Source organism: Gilliamella sp. B3172, from assembly GCF_026536465.1.
Taxonomy (GTDB): domain Bacteria; phylum Pseudomonadota; class Gammaproteobacteria; order Enterobacterales; family Orbaceae; genus Gilliamella.
The window spans coordinates 115,298-136,684 of sequence record NZ_JAFNOA010000001.1; the positions used below are offsets into that span (position 1 = coordinate 115,298).

The following is a 21,387-nucleotide window of genomic DNA, read 5'->3' on the forward strand; positions in this document are numbered from 1 at the left end:
TGATCAACTCATTGTGTTATTACAGCATCAAACTGGCTGTATTAAATGTACATTAAATGTAATAGTAAGTTATTATTATTATATTTTATTCAAAAATGGTGTTATATGGTAATTTACCAAAATTGAGCATTTTTGCTTGGGCATCACGATTCGATCCTAAGCCCCGTAATTCAAAATTGATTGAAAGTTTATTTTTAAATTTACTTTCATTTGAAATAGTATTCCAATCGGTTAATTTTCTACCATATTGCACTGACACACCCCAACAACAATCACTGTAATGCAAGCCAACTGAACTATCAGCCATTTGCCCTAATTTGACGTCGTGATAATAGGTACCTACTGCACTAAGCGTATCAGAAATAGGCCAAGCAACAGTAATTCCCGCTTGTGAAATATCTTGTTTATAGCGTTTGTCTAATGGTCGATAATCAACGGTGTTAATATATTTATGATTAGCATAGCGATAGGACAATTGTAATAATTTGTTGCCAGTCGGGCGATATTCTAATGCGGTATTAGCTAAAGAAACGGTATTAATCCGAGTATCGTATTGGATACCACTTCGGAAGATAATGTCATCAGATATACGCCAAAAATTATCAGCAGCCCAAGTAATGCTACCTGTATCTGAATTTTTATCTAATTCGGAGTTATTCGCTGTTGATTTTGATTTAGAGAAATAGTTAATTTGCCCGATTGACAAATTGAATTTTTCGACTTTATTGCTATCGTATAGGCGAGTTGTAATACCTGCGGCTATTTTATTCGTTGAAGCAATGCGATCTAAACCACTATAAGGTAGATCTCTAAATAGCCCTATATAATCTGATTGTAGCAATGTAGAATCATAGATTTCTATATTCGATTGATCCCGGTAAGGGATGTAAATATATTTCACCCTAGGTTCTAATGTCTGAGTGTAGCCATTGATGTGGGTATCACGTTCGAAAACCACTTTACCGTCAATACTAAATTTAGGTAAAAATCGGTTTACCGTTTTATCTAATTCATGGAATTTTTTGATATTATCCTGATTATAGTGCGTAGCCATAAAACCGGCTTCCGTCGATAAGGTTGTCCAGGAATTTGTATAAGTATAATTTAAGGTTGGTTCCAAATGTACCCGCCAAGCTTTTGGAAGGCCTTTTTCTGAACTGATAAAATGCGAAATTTGAGAAAAAGTTTTAAATTTAAATGGTCCAAAATCATAATTATAGTAATTGATATCTAACTGAGGCTCAGTTTGATACAGCATGGCGCCAGTATAAAATGATTGGAAGTGTCGATAACCTAAGGCGATATCCCAATTTTCATCATTGTAACCAACTTTATAAAATTGTGTTAAATATCCAGCCGTTTGCGAAGCATAACGAGAGTTTAAGTCGGTTAAATATTTATTATCACTTACCCGTGTAACATCTGTGTAAAAACGCCAATTGTAGTTAATTAACTCATCATTTTTCCAATAGAATAACCATCGATTACTGTTATTGTCATAATTGTAACCGTTTAAATGTTTTTTTCTATCATGACGATACCGGTTATCATTTTGTAACCAATCAAATGCTAACGTACCTAAGCCTAATTCGTTTAAGTAGCGAAATTCAGTTTGTAGCTGTAATCCTCGATGTTGTAGTAATCTTGGGGTAATCGTCGCATCGTAATTTGGTGCAATGTTCCAATATACCGGCAAAGAAAAATCCACGCCATCAACACTGTCATACCCAAAATTTGGCATCAACAAACCTGAACGCCTTTTATCACCTGTCGGTAATTGTAGGTAAGGGGAGTATAATACTGGAATGTTACCCACTTTAAATATTGCATTCCAAACTTCTAAAAGCTCTTCTTGATTATCGTGAATAACTGTTGTTCCTCTTATACTCCAACTACTATCATCTACCGGGCAAGCGGTGAAACTGCCATTTTTTAAAATAATATACCGGCTTTTCTCCAGTTTTACTTCATCGGCATTACCACGTCCAAGTCGATTGACAAGATGATATTCACTCGGTTTGATATTGGCATCATTGTTATTTAAATTCATTGATGCATCTTCACCTTTCATTTTAATCAAATTATCTTGATAAGTAACATTGCCGTGTATGGTGACGATGCGATTATTTTTATCTTTAGTATCAATGGTAACTTTATTGGCAAGAACGGTACGATTGCCTTGTATTACAGACACATCACCCTCATAAATTGCCATATCCGGATAAATTCCTTCAAAACGATCGGCTTCGGCATTGACGGGTAGGGAATTGATGTCGCCATTGGCTAAAGCCCCTTCAAATCGAGGTATATTGATTAGACACTTAGGGTTAGTGGTATCATTTTTAGGTAAGCCTATTGCATAGCTGGGATGGTTATAAGCATATAAAGAAAATGTAACCGCTATAGCAATAAGTGAAGGCGCTAGTTTTTTCATCAATGATTAAAATGTCTTTATGATTATTTTAATTACGATATTATAGCGGTTATTTATAAAAGTGCGAATGAAAAATTAACGTTTGACTCTTCGCTTGTTGGTTTTGTTTAAATGTTTAACCATTGTTATTCTTTTTTCAACCGATGTATGTTGAAATTCATCCCACCATTTAGCCAGATCAAGCAGTTCACCTTTCTCAATGGAAGCTCGCATTTCCAGTAAGTCATAAGCTGCTCTGAATTTTGGGTGTTCTAAAATTGTGAAAGCTCGTTTACCTTCTCGCCTTTTCATCCGTAATTGTAAACGCCAAATATCACCCATAATGGTTGTTAAACGTCTTGGTATAGCAATGATACGACACTGTTCAGATAAAATATCATTGATTGCCATTGCAAAAGCATCATGAAACTGTAAGCCACTTTCAAGGCAAGTTAATTGCGCTTGTTCGATAATTGGATACCAGAAAAATGATGCAAATAAAAAGGCCGGATTCACTCTTTGATTATTTGCTATACGGTAATCAGTATTTTTTAAAACCTGTTCGACGATTTTATTTAAATAACTATTTTGATTATGAGTTGAAAATCGCTCAATCACCGGAAATAGCTGCTCAAACAGATGATGCGCTTTTAATAAGCCATAGGTTTTGAAACCGTTTCCAGACTGTAATAATTTTAGCGATTCATCAAAAAGTCGTGCTGAAGGAATATTTTTGAGTAATGGTGCCAGTGATTCGATTGGTTCAAGTGTCGCTTTATCAATTTTCATGTTGAGTTTAGCGGCAAAACGAATCGTTCTGAGCATTCGCACCGGATCTTCACGGTAGCGAGTTTGAGGGTCACCAATTAAGCGGATTATGCCATTTTTTAAATCGTTTAAACCGCCACAATAATCACGTATAGTGAAGTCTTTAATACTATAATAAAGCGCATTCATCGTAAAATCACGACGGATAGCATCTTGCTCAATTGTTCCGTAAACATTATCTCTTAATAACATTCCAGATTGCGAACGTTTAGATACATTCGTTTGCTCGTTTTGAGCACCATGATCACCACGAAAAGTCGCTACTTCAATAATTTCTTTTCCGAACATAATGTGGGCAAGACGAAAACGTCGACCAACTAATCGGCAATTACGAAATGTTTTTTGAATTTGTTCTGGCGTAGCGTTTGTTGCAATATCAAAATCTTTGGGGGTTTTACCCAATAAAAGATCTCGAATACAACCTCCGACTAGATAAGCTTCATATCCTTGTTTATTTAATCGATAAAGAACTTTTAGCGCGTTTTCACTTATGTCTTTACGAGAGATATTGTGTTCTTTACGGGATATGGAAACATAGTCTGATTGTTGTTCATTGCGAAAAATTCTACGACAAAATCGAGAAACTTGTTTAAAAATAGTTCACCTCAGAATTTTAATTGTCTTAATTGCAATCTAGCGCGGGATTATATCGCAATTACTTTTAACTTTCCATTTTTCTTGTTAACCGCCGTTTAAGCGGTGGTTGCAATGGTCAGTTTTTGTTAGATCACTTAAATATTCTATTTGATTTTTTGAACATAATTATCAACAATAGCAATTTATATAGTACAATTGACCATATTGGCTTTAAGGTAACAGAATCGATATTGCATATATTTTATCTGTAATTTAACTAGCTAATTAAAAATTAACAACACATATACTCTAAGTATTCTTATTTGATAATTTTTTTAAAACTCACTTAGTTTAAAAATATTTGATGTTATTTATTACTTTAATCTTAGATATAAGTTACTTAAGTATATACCATTAACGATAACTTATTGGGGACATTATGAATATTCGAGATTTGGAATATTTTGTTTCGTTAGCTGAATTTCGGCACTTTCGTAAAGCAGCTGATGCTTGTAATGTAAGTCAACCAACATTAAGTGGTCAAATTAGAAAGCTAGAAGATGAACTAGGCGTGATGCTATTAGAACGTACTAGTCGCAAGGTATTATTTACACAAACTGGAATGATGCTTGTTGAACAAGCTAAAGAAATTTTACGTAATATTCAAATATTAAAAGAGATGGCCAGTCGTCAAGGTGAAGAGATGTCTGGTCCGATGCATATTGGATTAATACCCACAATCGCCCCTTATTTGTTACCTCACGTAATTACTGTATTACATGAGTCTTTTCCACAATTAGAACTCTATTTACATGAAGCGCAAACAGCCAATATTGTTGCGCAATTAGAAAGCGGTAAGCTCGATTGTGCAATTGTTGCTCAAGTAAAAGAAACATCACAATTTATCGAACTTCCTTTATTTGATGAGCCGATGTTTTTAGCTGTTCCGGCTAATAGTGAATTAGCTAACCAAAAAACAGTTAAACTTTCGTCGCTAAAAGGTCAGAAATTTTTAATGTTAGAAGACGGCCACTGTTTACGTGAACATGCTATGGGATATTGTTTCCAAGTAGGCATTGATGAAGATAAGCAATTTAAAGCGACCAGTCTTGAAACTTTAAGAAGTATGATATCAGCAGGAAGAGGTATTACATTATTCCCTGAACTTGCTGCACCAAATGAACGTATTAGGGATAATATTTGTTACATTCCTTGTACCGATCCTGTGCCAACCCGTAGTATAGCGCTTATCTATCGACCTGGGTCTCCATTACGTGCGCGTTATGAAACTATCGCCAAAACAATTCGTGATCATATGCCAAAAGTGTTCGCCGAAAAAGAGCGATTATTAGAGCAAACCAACAAATAATTAAATCTACTTAAGTTAAAGTAACAGCATGAAAAATGTAAAAAACTGTGGAGTTCGAGCTCAGCAAAAAGAAAGGACTCGTCGATCGTTGATTGATGCGGCCTTTAACCAACTCAATGCTGAGCAAGGTTTTGCAAGTTTAAGTTTACGTGAAGTTGCTCGAGAAGCGGGGATAGCCGCAACTTCTTTTTATCGCCATTTTCGTGATATGGATGAGTTAGGTTTAGCGATGGTTGACGAAAGTGGTTTAACACTTCGTCAATTATTGCGCCAAGCTCGAAAGCGTATTGAAAAAGGGGGAAGTGTTCTTCGAACTTCAGTAACCACATTTATTGAATTTATTGATAAAAACCCTAAAGTATTTTTATTACTGCTTAGAGAAAAAGCCGGGACTTCTTCCGCATTCAGATCGGCAATCGCACGTGAAATACAGCACTTTATTGTCGAGCTTGTTGATTATTTAGATAATGCTAATCAAATGCCACATCATTATAATGAAGCTCAAGCCGAAGCAATGGTAACTATTGCATTTAATGCTGGTGCGGAAGCAATTGATTTTGACATCGTACAACGTCAAGAACTGATTGAAGATCTGATATTCCAACTTCGTATGGTTTCACGTGGTGCGTTTTATCTTTATCATAAAGAAAAAATCAAAAATGATAATGAATAATTATTATAAGTTGAAATCGGTAGCTTAATTTACAATCACCCCATTATATCACCTTGATTAAGATAGACTATTTACAACGATTTTTATGAAAGTTGTGATCATCTTAGCCTGTTATTTCAGATGTAATTCACATTGGTTTTATACAAGTTGGTAAAACAGAAGCAATAGAGAATTTAAAGCAAGTATCGAAAGGAAAGGGCATTATTTGTTAGGCTGATGCGAGTAAAAGCAAAAACGAGATATATCACAAAGCAATAGAGTTAATATCGAATTTTTAAACTGAGCACAATTTGCCTTGAGACAATTATCTTTTTATTAAATTACTGCGGATAAACCGCAGTAATTTTTGCTATTAATAACATAATGTTATTAAAGATTTTGTAGAACTTTTTCAACACTATCTTTAGCATCACCAAATAACATATAGCTATTTTCTTTAAAGAATAGTGGATTTTGTACTCCGGCATAGCCCGTATTCATTGAACGTTTAGAAATAATAACTGTTTTTGCTTTCCAAACTTCAAGAACAGGCATACCAGCGATAGGGCTATTTGGATCTTCTTCTGCCGCTGGGTTAACGGTATCATTTGCACCAATTACCCAAACAACATCTGTATCAGGGAAGTCATCATTGATTTCATCCATTTCTAATACAATATCATAAGGTACTTTAGCTTCGGCTAATAATACATTCATATGCCCAGGTAAACGCCCTGCAACCGGGTGAATACCAAAACGGACTTCTATACCCATACCACGAAGTTTTTCAGTAATATTGCTTACCGCACCTTGTGCTTGAGCAACAGCCATACCATAACCCGGTACGATAATTACTGAACGTGCTTCTTTTAATGTTTGAGCAACTTCAGCTGGTTGCATTTCACGATATTCACCTTGCTCTTCATCAGAAGCGCTTGCTGAAGTACCGTCGCTACCAAATCCACCAGCGATAACACTGATAAATGAACGATTCATTGCTTTACACATAATGTATGAAAGGATCGCACCGGAAGAACCAACTAAAGCACCGGTCACAATTAACAGATCATTTTCTAACATAAAGCCGGCAGCAGCAGCAGCCCAACCAGAATATGAGTTAAGCATTGATATTACAACCGGCATATCAGCACCGCCGATGGATGCAACCAAATGGAAACCAAACACAAAGGCGATCACCGTCATTGCAATTAAGCAAAAACTCGCACCTGCGCCATTTTCTTGTTTGATAAAAATAAACATTAAAATAACAGAAGCAACAATAGCGGCTAAATTCCAGTAGTGTTTATTTGGAATAGATAATGCCTTTGAACTAATGCGACCGTTTAATTTACCGAAGGCAACAATCGAGCCGGAAAAAGTTACCGCACCGATAAAGACACCAACAAATATTTCAACAAGATGTACGGTTAATTCATTTTTTGGAATAAAATGGGTATTGAGATCCAAGAAACTATTGAAACCGACTAGTACCGCAGCCATACCGACAAAACTGTGCAGTAACGCCACAAGTTCCGGCATTTGTGTCATTTCAACTTTTTTGGCAAGATATAAGCCAATTGCCGCACCAATAATCATTGCAATAATGATCCAGTGTAATCCACCTTTGATACTTGCAACTGCTGCAATAAGCGCAATTGCCATACCAATCATACCGTAGATATTCCCCGATTTGGCTGACTCTTGATTAGAAAGACCGCGTAAACTGAAAATAAATAGTAATGCAGCAATAACATAAGCTGCTTGAATAATTCCTGACATTAGTGATCTCCTCCTTTACTTGCCACGTTGGAACATTTTCAGCATTCTTTGGGTAACAAAGAAACCACCAAAAATATTGATGCTAGCAATTAAAATAGCAACGAAGGCAATCGCTGTCGTTAGGCCATTATCATCACCGACTTGCAATATAGCGCCGACTAAAATAATACCCGATATCGCATTTGTTACTGACATAAGTGGTGTATGTAACGAGTGTGTCACATTCCAAACAACATAGTAACCAACTACGCAAGACAGGGCAAAGACAGTAAAGTGACCTAAGAAGCTTTCAGGCACTGAGTCTGCCAGCCAAAAATAAGCAAAAATAAGTAAGGCTAAAATGCCGTATTTTTTTTGCGGATCCATTGGTTTTGGTTCAGGCTTAGCAACAGGTGCAGCCACTTTTTGTTGTGGTTGAGCAGATACTTGAATTGGCGGTGCTGGCCAGGTGATCTCTTTATCTTTCACGACCGTCACACCACGAAGAACAACATCATCAAAATTAATATCGATATGGCCGTCTTTTTCTTTGGTTAACAGTTTTAGAAGATTAACAATGTTAGTACCGTATAATTGAGATGCTTGTGCTGGCATGCGATTAGCTAAATCAGTATAACCAACAATTTTCACATTATTATCTGTTTCAAACACTTCACCAGGTTTTGTTAATTCACAGTTACCGCCAGTTAAAGCCGCTAAATCAACGATAACACTGCCTGGTTTCATTGATTCGACCATTTCTTTAGAAATTAATTTTGGCGCAGGTTTGCCCGGAATTAAAGCCGTTGTGATGATGATATCAACATCTTTTGCTTGCTCAGCAAATAGTGCCATTTCAGCTTCAATAAAAGCAGCTGACATCTGTTTAGCATAACCGTCCCCAGAGCCTGCTTCTTCTTCAAAATCGAGCTCGAGGAAGTCAGCGCCCATACTATTAATTTGTTCGGCAACTTCAGGTCGAGTATCAAAAGCTCTAACAATAGCGCCTAAACTCACAGCTGCCCCAATAGCAGCAAGTCCAGCTACGCCGGCACCAATGACTAATACTTTTGCTGGTGGTACTTTACCGGCAGCGGTAACTTGACCGGTAAAGAATCGACCAAATTGGTTAGCTGCTTCAATAACAGAACGATAGCCAGCAATATTAGACATTGAACTTAAAGCATCAAGAGACTGCGCACGGGAAATACGTGGAACACAATCCATTGCCATAACGTTAATATCTTTATTAGCTAATTTTTCTAACAGATCTTTGTGTTGCGCAGGATAGATGTAGCTGATAAGGGTTGAACCCTCTTTCATCAGAGCGATTTCATCATCATTAGGTGCATGAAATTTTAAGATTAAATCATTTTTCCAAATATCTTGGGTGTTTTCGATTGTGGCTCCTGCATCAATGAAAGCTTGGTCTTCAAAATTGGCAGCATGTCCAGCACCTTGTTCTACTGAAACTGTAAATCCAAGTTTTAACAGTTGTCCAACAGTTTGTGGTGTTGCTGCAACTCTTGCTTCATTGGCTAACCGTTCTTTAGGTATACCGATATGCATTGCGTTACATCCTTATGTTAAGTGAGTTTTTTCATGTTTTCCGATTTTAGCATAAATTAGCGTCAGTGCGAGTAGGGAATTTATATTTTATTATCGAAATCTTATTATAATTTTTTATGATAACTTGCTGCACATTTATCATTTAAATTTAAAATAGCGTTGTTTTGTTGATAACGATTAATAATCGATTAGGCAGTAATAAAATTAATGGTTTTTTATTAAATTTTATTATTTTTAGAGCGCTCGATCGTGACCTGCCATGGTTCCGTTTGCTTCTGTTTTATCTCATAAGATATGATTATCATCACTCTTTTTATGATTCAAGCAAGCTATACTTTGAATCAATCATTTAGAGGATTACTTGATGTTCTTAGAAGAAAGACAAAAAGCTATCTTAGCTTATTTAGATAAACATGAAAAAGGTAGTGTCCAATATTTTTCAGAAATATTTAAAGTATCTAAAGAGACGATTAGAAAAGATCTTGCAACGCTCGCTCAGCAATTGTTCGTTATTCGTTGTCACGGTGGTGCCATTATTAAAAGGCACAGATTAGTGAGTAATATTACTGATAAAGAATGTATTTCCTCGTTACTGACGGGATATGAAAAACAGAAAAGTAAAATACGAGGAGAAGTAATGAACGGTAACGTTTGTATTTTAGGCTCATTTAATATTGATATTGTTGCTCAAGTAGCAAGATTTCCAAAAGGGGGAGAGTCAATCCTTGCTCAAAAAAGTATGATTGGTCCTGGTGGTAAAGGGGCAAATCAAGCGCTTGCCGCAAGTTACGCCGATGCTAAGGTACATTTTGTTGCAAAAGTTGGCACTGATCAATTTAGTCAATTTGCCCATGAACATCTATCCTCGTCAAAAATTAATTCGTTTACTTTGTATCAATCCGATAAAGAGCCAACGGGCAGTGCGGTTATTTATGTCTCTGAAGAAAATGGCGAAAATATGATTGCTATCTATCCTGGTGCAAATTTAACAATTACTGATAAAGAAATTGTAATGTTGGAAAGTTATCTTAAACAATCTGATATTCTATTAGTGCAACTTGAAAATAATATTGATGCTGTTTTAAATGCGATGAAATTAGCTAAAGCTATCGGGGTTAAAGTTGTGCTTAACCCGGCTCCTTATTCTCAAGATATTCAACAGCTATTAACTTATATTGATATCATTACGCCCAATGAAACTGAAGCAAGTTTAATGTCTGGAATTGAAGTTAATGATTTGGATAAAGCTAAGCTTGCAGCGGAAAAAATATACTCATTTGGAATACAAACCGTCATTATTACTTTGGGGAGTAAAGGCGCACTCATATTTGATGGTAAACAACATCAACATATTAAGCCTTTCTTAGCTGTTCCTGTTGACACAACCGGTGCAGGTGATGCTTTTAATGGGGCTTTTTGTGCTTCATTGGCTAAAGGCGAGACGCTTTATCAATCCGCAGTATATGCTTCGGCTTTTGCATCTTTAGCTGTTGAGCGTGAAGGTGCATCAAATATGCCATCTCATCAAAATGTGCTTAAACGAATGGCAAATAAATAAATTTAGTAGAGGAACCGATTTATGATAAATCAGCCAAAAAAAATTATTCTTGATTGCGATCCCGGTCATGATGATGCTATCGCACTATTGTTAGCTCATGGCAATCCTAATATTGAATTGCTTGCGGTAACCACAGTTGTTGGTAATCAAACATTAGATAAAGTAACACGTAATGCATTATCTGTTGCACGAATTGCAAATATCACTAATGTACCTTTTGCGGCTGGTGCAGTAAGGCCTTTAGTGAGAAATATTGAAATTGCACCGGATATCCATGGCGACTCTGGACTTGATGGCCCGGTATTACCTGAACCAACCATTGAGTTGGATAACAGGCATGCTATTGATTTAATCATTGACACAATCATGTCTCATCCGCCTAAAACCGTCACGCTAGTTCCAACTGGTGGGTTAACCAATATTGCAATGGCGGTACGTAAAGAACCTAAAATTGCTGAACGTGTTAAAGAAGTTGTGTTAATGGGGGGCGGGTACCATGTCGGTAACTGGAGCGCTGTGGCAGAATTTAATATCAAAATAGATCCTGAAGCAGCGCATATAGTATTTAATGAAAAATGGCCATTGACGATGGTTGGATTAGATCTGACTCATCAAGCATTAGCCACGCCTGAAGTAATTGAGAAAATAGCTGCAATCAAAACCAAACCAGCTAAATTTGTATTGGAGATGTTAGAGTTCTTCGGAAAAATGTATAAACAAGCTCAAGGTTTTACTTATCCTCCAGTGCATGATCCTTGTGCCGTGGCTTATGTCATTAATCCTGAATTAATCAAAACTAAACGAGTACCGGTTGATATTGAATTGACAGGGACTTTAACTTTGGGAATGACAGTTGCTGATTTTCGTTTTCCTGCTGATGAGCGTTGCCATACTCAAGTTGCAACAGAACTTGATCATACCGGTTTTTGGGATTTAATTGTTGATTCCCTAAAACGAATTGGTGAGGTAAATGTATGATTGAACAGAGTAAAGCTAAATCAAATATATTTACCCTAATGCTCGCTTTACTGGCTGCATGTGTTGCTTTCCAACTCAATGCAAGTATGTTAAGCCCCGTATTAGTTACCATTGCAAAAGAATTAGGGACAAATGATGCGGCGGTAGGGCTCTCCCAAACTTCTTTTTTTACCGCAGCAGCGCTATTTTCACTATTTTTGCCACGATTAAGTGATATAAAAGGAAGAAAAAAAGTACTAACCGGCATGCTGCTTATCATGACTATTGGTACGGTTTTAGCCGCTATTGCGCCAAATATTGAAGTTTTATATGCCGCACGGATTATTCAAGGGGTATCGGGACCAGTTGTGCCATTATGTTTGATAATGCTAAGTTATGAAGTTAAAGATGTAAAACAATACGGTATGTTAATGGGCATAATCACAGCCGTTAATGGCGGTATTGCTGGTGTGGATGCTATTGCAGGTGGATTCCTTGCTACTTATTTCGGTTTTCGGTCTGTATTTTGGGTTATTGCAGTTGTTGCCGCAATCTCAACTTTTTGTGTTCATCGTTTTGCGTCAGAATCTAAGCCATCTGAAGGTACCAAAATGGATTGGTTAGGCGTGTTGTTAATCGTTTTAACCATAGCAGCATTATTACTTGCGCTTAATGAAGCGGGTAAACTCGGTAATGCTAATTGGTTGATTATTAGTGGATTAACACTATTTGCTATCTTCTGTTTTTTCTTGTTTTGGCAGGTGGAAAAAAGCAATAAACAACCTTTAGTTACCACCAATCATTTGAAAAAGCGTGCCACTTGGGCGTTATTATTAACCACCACATTAACCATGACAGGGGTTTTTGCCATTGTTAATGGTTTAGTCATGTCAATTGCTCAAAATCACGAGATAGGTTTTGGCTTAGAAGCGGATTGGGCATCATTAATCTTTCTTACCCCTTATGCTTTAATTGGTTGGTTTGTCGGGCCATTTTCCGGAAGGCTAGCACCAACAATGGGCTATAACAAAGTACTTAAATTAGGTTTAGTCGGTTGTATTATCGGTATTTTGCTAATTATGTTTTATGGTATTCACTATTTACCTATTTTATCGGTAGGTGTGATTGTACTAGGCATCTTCTATGCCGGCATGGCTAATATCATATTAAATGGATTAGGCGTTGTTTTATCACCAACAGAAAATCCGGGATTCTTACCGGGTATGAATGCTGGTGCATTTAACTTAGGTGCCGGTTTGAGTTTTGCGTTATTGCCTGCAATTCAAATGATGAATGGAAACTCAATGGATGGATACTTCAATGGTATGTTGTTAGGATTAATCATTACTATTTTAGCATTACTGTGTAGTTTTCTGATTCCAAGACCGACGAATGCTGAGGTTTAATTTTAATCAAAAAGCGGGATAATACTTATCCCGCTTTTTTTGGGTTAATGCTAAACAGACACGCTTTTTACTCTTCCGGCTGTAGGGTAAAGGTTAAGGTTGTGAAAAACTTATCTTGAGTGGCTAACTTGTTTGGTTCAAGTGGAAAACCAATTTCCACACCAATGACATTCAATCCTTGATTTGGAATGGTGATTGTTGCTTGACCTTTATCATCGGTATTGACCGTTTTATCTAAATTATTAATAACATCGACAATAACAGGCGTGTTAGTTAGCGGTTTACCATCTTTATAAACAGTTATCGGTAAATTGTCACCGCGTTTTAATTGGGTCGGATCCAAAGCCGGGACAATTTGTAACGGGATGTCTTCAATCATTTTCGGCTGTTCAACTGAAGATAAATAATTAACGCTGTATTTGATTGCATGTGTGCCAGCACTTGCGCCTTTTACTTTATTCATTGGAAGATTGACATATTTTCCTTGCGAATTTTTAGTCCAATAGCCATAATCAAACCAAACTGCCACAACGGCTGTTTTTTCAGATGGGGTTATGGTGACAAAATTTTTATTGGCTTTTTGTGAAATAGACAGCGGTGACCAATTACTATTGTAAGCTCGAACTTTTTGGACATTTTGGGGGTTATAACCATTATCTAAAGGGCCTTCACCTAAAACAATCTGCTTTTGATCAACACGATTAGCAATCCAAATACCATGCGCCAATACGGAATTTGAAACCATTAAAGTTAGGCATCCTGATAATGCCACGAATATTAATTTACGCATATAACCTTCCTTTTTGAAAATGAGAATCATTATTATTTGAATGCCAAAGAAAAGTCAAGAAATTTGTATATTTATTGAGCGGGTATTTATTTAGACGAGAAAATCATTTAAAGTTTATATCAGGTATCATTTGCTAAATTTTATGGTACTTAAAATCTTTCCTACAGAAAAAATGACTAAACTTGTAAAATAAAACTAAAGTTTTAAATGATGAGAAACTTTTTTCATGAAATTCACCCTATTATAGACTAACTATTGTTAAAGTTAGCTATTTTTAACTACTACAAATTGTTATATAATCGGAAATATTTTGTTTTTAACACTATATATTGTGTTTATCAAATTGTTTTTAAGATATTTCTGCTGCGTTAATATCTTTAAATAAGGAACCCTTATGATGGATTTTTCCCAATCAGTGCCAGAACTGGTCTCTTGGGCAAAAAAGAATGATTTTTCGATCGCTTTACCAGTTGAACGTCTTGCTTTTTTATTAGCCATTGCCGTATTAAATAGCGAACGTTTCGATGGTGAAATGACGGAATCTGAGCTAATAGATGCTTTCAGACATGTATCACAAATATTCGAGCAAAGCGATGATACTATCTCGGTGCGTGCTAATAATGCGATTAACGACTTAGTTCGCCAGCGTTTGATTACTCGTTTTGCCAGTGAGATGACTGACGGCTATTCTATCTATCGTTTAACGCCTTTAGGAATAGGTATTTCAGATTACTATATCCGTCAGCGAGAATTTTCGACATTACGCTTATCAATACAGCTCTCTATCGTTGCTCAAGAGTTAAAACGAGCGGCCGATGCAGCGCTTGAGGGTGGCGATGATCTACATTGGCATCGCAATGTTTTTGCACCTTTAAAATATTCGGTAGCGGAAATTTTTGATAGCATTGATATTACCCAACGGGTAATGGATGAGCAGCAGGCTGATGTAAAACAAAATATCTCAGCCTTACTAAGTCAAGATTGGCAAGCGGCTATTAGTAGTTGTGAAGGTCTATTGACTGAAACATCACAAACCTTACGTGAACTGCAAGATACATTAGCTGCTGCCGGCGATAAACTTCAAGCCAGTTTGTTACTGATTCAAGATGCAACGCTTGATAATCCGGAGCTGGATAAAATTAACAATGTGGTTATTGATTTACAAAGTAAATTAGATCGAATTATTGGTTGGGGGCAAAAAGCCATTGACCTTTGGATAGGCTACGATCGGCACGTTCATAAATTTATCCGTACAGCAATCGATTTAGATAAAAATAGGGTCTTTTCTCAGCGCTTACGTAAATCGATACAAAGCTATTTTGATTTACCATGGTCGCTCACTTTTGCCAATGCTGAACGGCTACTTGATATGCGGGATGAAGAGTTAGCACTACACGAAGCTGAAGTGACCGGAGAATTGCCGTCCGAACTTGAATTTGAAATGATAGAAGAGATTCAAGAACATATTATTGCTCACATTGAACAAAACTTATTGATCTTCAAACAAGAAAATAAACCACTCGATATGAGTATTGCCATTCATAGTTATTTAGCACAGTTTCCTCGCGAACAACATTTTGATATTGCGAGGTTATTTATCGATCAGGCTATTCGTCTAGGTATTGCCGAAAAAGATTTGCTCGGTATTCCTGCTGAATGGAAACCTATTAACGATTATGGAGCTAAGGTACAAGCACATGTCATCAACAGATATTAAAGATTTAGAAATAGAACAAACCGCTCATCATCTTGATGAAGTCATGGGGCGCATTGCGGCCAGCTCTCAAGCTGCTATCGATAAATATATGCCAGTTAAATTGGCGCAAGCAATTGCTAATCCTCTTTTTCCAGAGCTTGATAGCTTATTACGTTCCGGGCGCCATATTGGCATAGATGAGCTTGATAATCATGCATTTTTAATGGACTTTCAACTCGAGCTTGAACAATTTTATCAACGCTATAATGTTGAATTGATTCGTGCGCCGGAAGGTTTTTTCTATCTTCGCCCACGTTCAACAACCTTAATTCCACGTTCGGTTTTATCTGAACTCGATATGCTGGTTGGTAAAGTACTTTGCTATTTATATTTAAGTCCTGAACGGCTTGCGCATGAAGGTATTTTTACCTTACAAGAACTGTTTGATGAGCTTGTTTCGTTAGCCGATGAAAGTAAATTACTTAAATTAGTTAATCAACGTTCAACCGGTTCGGATTTAGATCGACAAAAACTTTTCGATAAAGTTAAAACGGCGCTTAATCGTTTACGTCGATTAGGAATGATATTTTTTATTTTGGGCAATGACAGTAGCCGTTTTCGCATCAACGAATCGATTTTCCGTTTTGGTGCTGATGTGCGCAGTAGTGATGATGCACAAGAAGCGCAATTACGCTTAATCCGAGATGGCGAAGCAATCAAAATCGAATCATCGCTTATGCTCGATGATAATAATGAAGAACAAGAAGACGATGTTAATGAGGAGATTGAATAATTATGATTGGACACGGTAAGTTTCACTCATTAACCCTAATTAACTGGAATGGTTTTTTTGCCAGAACATTTGAGTTAGATCAGCTCGTTACCACACTATCGGGGGGGAATGGGGCAGGTAAATCAACCACTATGGCAGCTTTTGTCACAGCGCTCATTCCGGATTTAACGTTATTACACTTTCGCAACACCACCGAAGCTGGTGCAACATCCGGCTCACGAGATAAAGGTTTACATGGTAAATTAAAACCGGGTGTTTGTTATTCAATGCTCGATGTGATTAATTCACGTAACCAACGAATTATTTGCGGCGTCCGCTTACAGCAAGTTGCCGGTCGTGATAAAAAAGTGGATATTAAACCTTTTTTAATACAAGGTTTACCGGTAGGAATCAGCCCAACTGAACTGGTCACTGAGCGATTAAATGACAAACAGGCAAGAATTTTGTCGTTACCGGAATTAAAAGATAAAGTCGAATCAATGGAAGGCGTTATCTTTAAACAATTTAACTCAATCACTGATTATCATTCGGTGATGTTTGACTTTGGTGTACTACCTAAGCGTTTACGTTCATCTTCTGATCGTAGCAAGTATTACCGATTGATTGAAGCATCGCTTTATGGTGGTATTTCTAGTGCCATTACCCGGTCTTTACGTGATTACTTACTACCGGAAAACAGTGGTGTTCGTAAAGCTTTTCAGGATATGGAAGCCGCTCTACGTGAAAACCGAATGACGCTAGAAGCCATTCGTGTTACGCAATCTGACAGAGACTTATTTAAACATCTTATCACTGAATCAACCGATTATGTTGCGGCCGATTATATGCGCCATGCTAACGAACGTCGAGTGCATATCGAATCGGTACTAGGTTTGCGTCGTGATATGTTTAAAACACAAGATTTGCTTATTAGTAATCAGTTCCGACAAGTTGAAATGGCAAAAGAACTCAAAGAGTATCAAGATGCACAAAACGACTTAGAGACCGACTTACAAGCGGCAAATGATCACCTTAATTTAGCGCAAACAGCGCTGCGCCAACAAGAGAAGATCGACCGTTATCAAGCGGATTTAGACGATTTGAATGTTAAACTTGAAGAGCAAAATGAAGTTGTCATTGAAGCAAATGAACAATATCAAACCTATCGTGATCAGGCTGAACATACCGAACAAGAAGTTGATGAAATTAAAACTCAGTTAGCAGATTATCAGCAAGCGCTTGATGTACAGCAAACTCGAGCCATTCAATATCAACAAGCTTTACAAGCATTGAAAAACGCCCAGTCTTTATGTCAGTTGCCTAAATTAGGTATCAGTAATATCGAAAATCACTTTGCGATTTTTGAAGAGAAACAAAAACAGATTACTGAGCAAGTTTTAGAGTTGGAACAACGATTAAGCGTCTCTGATGCGGCGATTAATCAATTTGACCGTGCTTATCAATTAGTTGTTAAACTGGTCGGCGATGTGGCACGTAGTGAAGCATGGCGTGCGGCTAAAGAAGCATTAAGACAATGGCCTTCTCAATGTTACCAAGCTCAGCAAGCTGAACAATTACAACTGCAACTTGATGAACTGGAACAACGCTTTTTTGAACAAAAAGAAGCCGAGTCACTGTTAAGCCAATTTTGTAAACGTATTGGACGTCAGGTTGAGTATGATGAGCTTGACGAGTTGAAACAAGAGCTTGAAATGCAACTTGATGAAAATGCGGCAATGGCAAATGAATCGAGTGAAAAACGCATTGAATTTAGACAAGAACTTGAACAAATCCAATCAAAGATTGCCGACTATCGCCAAAAAGCACCAATGTGGTTAAAAGCGCAAGATGCGCTGATTGCTTTGCAAGAACAAACCGGGCAAAGTTTTACACACAGCCAAGCTGTCACCCAACACATGCAACAACTGCTTGAACAAGAAAGGGCGTTAGTTGCAGAGCGAGATCAAATCAATTTCAAACGGACGCAATTAGATAGCCAAATTGAGCAACTAAATCAACCAAGTGGCGTTGATGATGGTCGTTTATCGGCATTAGCAGAACGATTTAATGGCATATTACTTTCTGAAATTTATGAAGATGTTACCATTGATGACGCACCTTACTTTTCAGCGTTATATGGTCCGTCTCGACAAGCTATTGTGGTGCCGGATTTATCACAAGTTAAAGCACAACTTGAAAACTTAACCGCAAGTGAAGAAGACTATCCTGAAGATATCTATTTTATTGAAGGTGATCCGTCATCGTTCGATGATAGCGTATTTGATAGTGAAGAGATGAACAAAGCCGTATTGGTCAAAACGGGTGATCGCCAATGGCGTTTCTCAAGTTTTCCAAAAGTGCCATTATTTGGGCGTGCGGCTCGAGAAGTTCACCTTGAAAAACTATCCGCTGAACGAGACGAACTGCATGAACGTTATGCGACTATCTCATTTGATTTGCAAAAATTGCAACGAATTGAGCAAAATGTAGGTCAATTTATAGGACAATACCTATCAGTCGCCTTTGATATTGATCCGGAAGCTCAAGCACAAAAATTAGCAGCAAGACGTAATGATATTGAACGTCAATTATCATCACAAGAAACCATTGATAAACAAAATCAACAGCAAGTGGCTAATTGTAAAGAGCAACTGGCAACCGTCAATCGGTTAGTTGCTCATATGCATTTATTGGCTGATGATGACTTAGCTGACAGGGTTGATGATTTACGTGAACAAGCAGCCGAAGCACAAGACGCTGCCCAATACGTTAGCCGTCATCAACATACAATTAGTGAGCTTGAGCCAATTGTTGCTGTTTTACAAAGCGATCCGCAGCAAAATGATGCCTTACGTGAACAATACAACACTGTTAAAGCTGAGCAACAAACTCTTCGCCAACAAGTCTTTGCGTTAACCGAAGTGATGCAGCGCCGGGCGCATTTTAGTTACGAAGATTCAGCGGGAATGTTAAATGAAAACAGCGATTTGAATGAAAAATTGCGTGCTCGATTAGAAGTGGTTGAAGCTCAGCGAACTGAGTCTCGCCGCCAAATGATGCAATATCAAGATAAGTATAATCAATATAATCAAACGTTTGCTTCATTAAAAAGTGCTTTTGAAACCAAACGTGATATGCTCAATGAACTGCATAAAGAGATTGATCAAATTGGTGTTAAAGCTGATGCAATCACCGAAGAGCGTGCCAGAGTTCGTCGGGATGAAATTCATCAAAAACTGAATAACAACCGTCAACATTGTACCTCGCTTGAAAAACAATTGATCATGTGTGAAAGCGAAATGACACAACTGCAAAAACGCTTAACACAAACACTGCGTGATTATAAACAACTACGAGAACAAGTAGTTGAAGCTAAAGCAGGGTGGTGCTTAGTCTTGCGTCTGGTTAAAGAAAACAGTGTTGAACGCCGATTACACCGTCGGGAGCTTGCTTATTTAAGTGCTGATGAACTGCGTTCTATGTCGGATAAGGCGTTAGGTTCACTACGTTTAGCTGTCAACGACAATGAGCACTTACGTGATGTATTAAGATTATCTGAAGATCCAAAACGACCGGAACGTAAAATTCAATTTTATATTGCCGTTTACAAGCATCTGCGTGAACGAATTCGCCAAGATATTGTGAAAACAGATGATCCAATTGAAGCTATTGAGCAAATGGAAATTGAATTATCACGCTTAACTGAAGAGTTAACTTCACGTGAACAGCAATTAGCTATCAGCTCAAAAAGTGTGGCCAATATTATTCGTAAAACCATTCAGCGTGAACAAAACCGTATCCGTATGCTTAACCAAGGTTTACAAGCGGTTGCATTTGGACAGGTTAATGGCGTACGACTAAATGTCACCATTCGTGAAGCTCACTCCACACTGTTAGCGGCATTAGCCGATGACCAAAATGAGCATCAAGATCTGTTTAGTAACAATCGCATTACCTTCTCTGAAGCGTTAGCAAAACTTTATCAGCGTTTAAACCCGCATATTGATATGGGACAACGTACAGCGCAAAATATCGGTGAAGAGCTGCTTGATTACCGAAACTATCTCGAGCTCGATGTTGAAGTGAATCGTGGTGCCGATGGATGGTTACGGGCAGAAAGTGGAGCACTATCAACTGGTGAAGCAATCGGTACCGGTATGTCAATTCTCTTAATGGTTATTCAAAGTTGGGAAGAAGAATCTAAACGCTTGCGTAATAAAGATATCTCACCATGCCGTCTATTATTCTTAGACGAAGCAGCCCGACTTGATGCCAAATCAATTGCAACGCTTTTTGAACTTTGTGAAAGATTAGAGATGCAACTTATTATTGCAGCGCCGGAAAATATCAGCCCGGAAAAAGGCACAACCTATAAACTGGTACGTAAAGTCATGAATAACCAAGAACATGTGCATGTAGTTGGTCTAAAAGGCTTTGCTTAATTTAATTAAACTTATTGTTTATGGTATAAATTCGCCGACATTTGTCGGCGGATTATTAATATGTAGGCATTAGTTTTATAATTCATAAAAACAGCGTTATTAATGTTATCTAACTTTGACAAGAACTTTCAGAAAATATAGGTGTTTAAGTATAAAAACTAGGTAACTTACTTCTGTTATTATCAACCAATAATAATGCATTCTTCCCAATATAAAATAATCCAACCTTGACAAGAAGTTTCAGAAAATATAGGTGTTTAAGTATAAAATCGGCATGTCCTAACCCATTGTCCGCTTATTTTATAAAAGCATTTCTATAATGCTTTTCAACTATAAGTAAACTCTAAAGTTACTTTAAACTGAAATTTAGACTAATCTTTACCAAATGATTCATATCAATTAATTAAGATATCTTTTTATTTAGAATTGAAAAGTAAATGAAAAGCATATAACTCTTATATACTATTTTTGTTATCATTTCGGGTTATCGAATCAACTATAAAATATTTGGGTGTTATAAAATTAACTAAACTTGAGTCAGCCATAAAATAAGGATATTCAAATCGTTAGTCTGTCGATTTTTCAATGTATTGCATTAAAC

The 21,387-nt window shown here is 37.2% G+C and carries 13 protein-coding genes; 8 read left to right on the forward strand and 5 right to left on the reverse strand.

The annotated features are described in order from the left end of the window. Positions 1–85 precede the first annotated feature (85 nt). Both lptD and pcnB read right to left on the reverse strand, forming a co-directional pair. On the reverse strand, positions 86–2,434 hold the full coding sequence (gene lptD, locus J3U37_RS00520) for an LPS assembly protein LptD (protein WP_220218078.1): 2,349 nt from the start codon (positions 2,432–2,434) through the stop codon (positions 86–88). 75 nt (positions 2,435–2,509) lie between these two features. After that, on the reverse strand, positions 2,510–3,838 hold the full coding sequence (gene pcnB, locus J3U37_RS00525) for a polynucleotide adenylyltransferase PcnB (RefSeq protein WP_324170080.1): 1,329 nt from the start codon (positions 3,836–3,838) through the stop codon (positions 2,510–2,512). A 418-nt stretch (positions 3,839–4,256) separates the two neighbouring features. Between pcnB and oxyR the strand changes: the two genes are divergently transcribed. Beyond that, positions 4,257–5,186, forward strand: coding sequence for a DNA-binding transcriptional regulator OxyR (oxyR, locus tag J3U37_RS00530; protein ID WP_220218077.1), 930 nt, complete (start codon positions 4,257–4,259; stop codon positions 5,184–5,186). Positions 5,187–5,214: 28 nt separating this feature from the next. Next, positions 5,215–5,859 (forward strand): HTH-type transcriptional repressor FabR, encoded by a 645-nt coding sequence (gene fabR / locus J3U37_RS00535; RefSeq protein ID WP_220218076.1) that lies wholly within the window; start codon positions 5,215–5,217, stop codon positions 5,857–5,859. Between the two features lie 369 nt (positions 5,860–6,228). On the opposite strand, the gene pntB is transcribed toward fabR, so the two are convergent. Together pntB and J3U37_RS00545 are read right to left on the reverse strand one after the other, a co-directional pair. Beyond that, the gene (gene pntB / locus J3U37_RS00540; protein WP_220218075.1) at positions 6,229–7,617 is read right to left on the reverse strand and encodes a Re/Si-specific NAD(P)(+) transhydrogenase subunit beta; all 1,389 of its coding nucleotides are present in this window, start codon (positions 7,615–7,617) and stop codon (positions 6,229–6,231) included. Positions 7,618–7,632: 15 nt separating this feature from the next. Beyond that, on the reverse strand, positions 7,633–9,165 hold the full coding sequence (locus tag J3U37_RS00545; RefSeq protein WP_267372962.1) for a Re/Si-specific NAD(P)(+) transhydrogenase subunit alpha: 1,533 nt from the start codon (positions 9,163–9,165) through the stop codon (positions 7,633–7,635). A 364-nt stretch (positions 9,166–9,529) separates the two neighbouring features. On the opposite strand from J3U37_RS00545, the gene rbsK reads away from it, so the two are divergent. The 3 genes from rbsK to J3U37_RS00560 are packed head-to-tail and all read left to right on the forward strand — an operon-like array spanning position 9,530 to position 13,086. After that, positions 9,530–10,723, forward strand: coding sequence for a ribokinase (rbsK, locus tag J3U37_RS00550; RefSeq protein WP_267329906.1), 1,194 nt, complete (start codon positions 9,530–9,532; stop codon positions 10,721–10,723). A gap of 21 nt (positions 10,724–10,744) precedes the next feature. Further along, a complete protein-coding gene (locus J3U37_RS00555) occupies positions 10,745–11,701 on the forward strand; it encodes a nucleoside hydrolase (RefSeq protein ID WP_267329907.1) in 957 nt (318 codons plus the stop codon). Continuing rightward, positions 11,698–13,086: an MFS transporter gene (locus tag J3U37_RS00560; RefSeq protein WP_267372963.1), complete on the forward strand. Its 1,389-nt coding sequence runs from the start codon at positions 11,698–11,700 to the stop codon at positions 13,084–13,086. The genes J3U37_RS00555 and J3U37_RS00560 overlap by 4 nt, the downstream gene beginning before the upstream one ends. A gap of 67 nt (positions 13,087–13,153) precedes the next feature. Here J3U37_RS00560 and J3U37_RS00565 read toward each other — a convergent pair whose 3' ends face one another. Next, positions 13,154–13,876 carry a DUF4198 domain-containing protein gene (locus J3U37_RS00565; protein WP_267372964.1) on the reverse strand — a complete coding sequence of 241 codons (723 nt, stop codon included), beginning with the start codon at positions 13,874–13,876 and terminating at the stop codon, positions 13,154–13,156. A 394-nt stretch (positions 13,877–14,270) separates the two neighbouring features. Between J3U37_RS00565 and mukF the strand changes: the two genes are divergently transcribed. The 3 genes from mukF to mukB are packed head-to-tail and all read left to right on the forward strand — an operon-like array spanning position 14,271 to position 20,786. Beyond that, a complete protein-coding gene (gene mukF / locus J3U37_RS00570; protein WP_267372965.1) occupies positions 14,271–15,593 on the forward strand; it encodes a chromosome partition protein MukF in 1,323 nt (440 codons plus the stop codon). Positions 15,594–15,636: 43 nt separating this feature from the next. After that, entirely contained in the window at positions 15,637–16,365 is a 729-nt protein-coding gene (gene mukE, locus J3U37_RS00575) for a chromosome partition protein MukE (RefSeq protein ID WP_416379969.1), read from the forward strand. Between the two features lie 2 nt (positions 16,366–16,367). Further along, on the forward strand, positions 16,368–20,786 hold the full coding sequence (gene mukB, locus J3U37_RS00580; RefSeq protein ID WP_267372967.1) for a chromosome partition protein MukB: 4,419 nt from the start codon (positions 16,368–16,370) through the stop codon (positions 20,784–20,786). Positions 20,787–21,387: the final 601 nt, after the last annotated feature.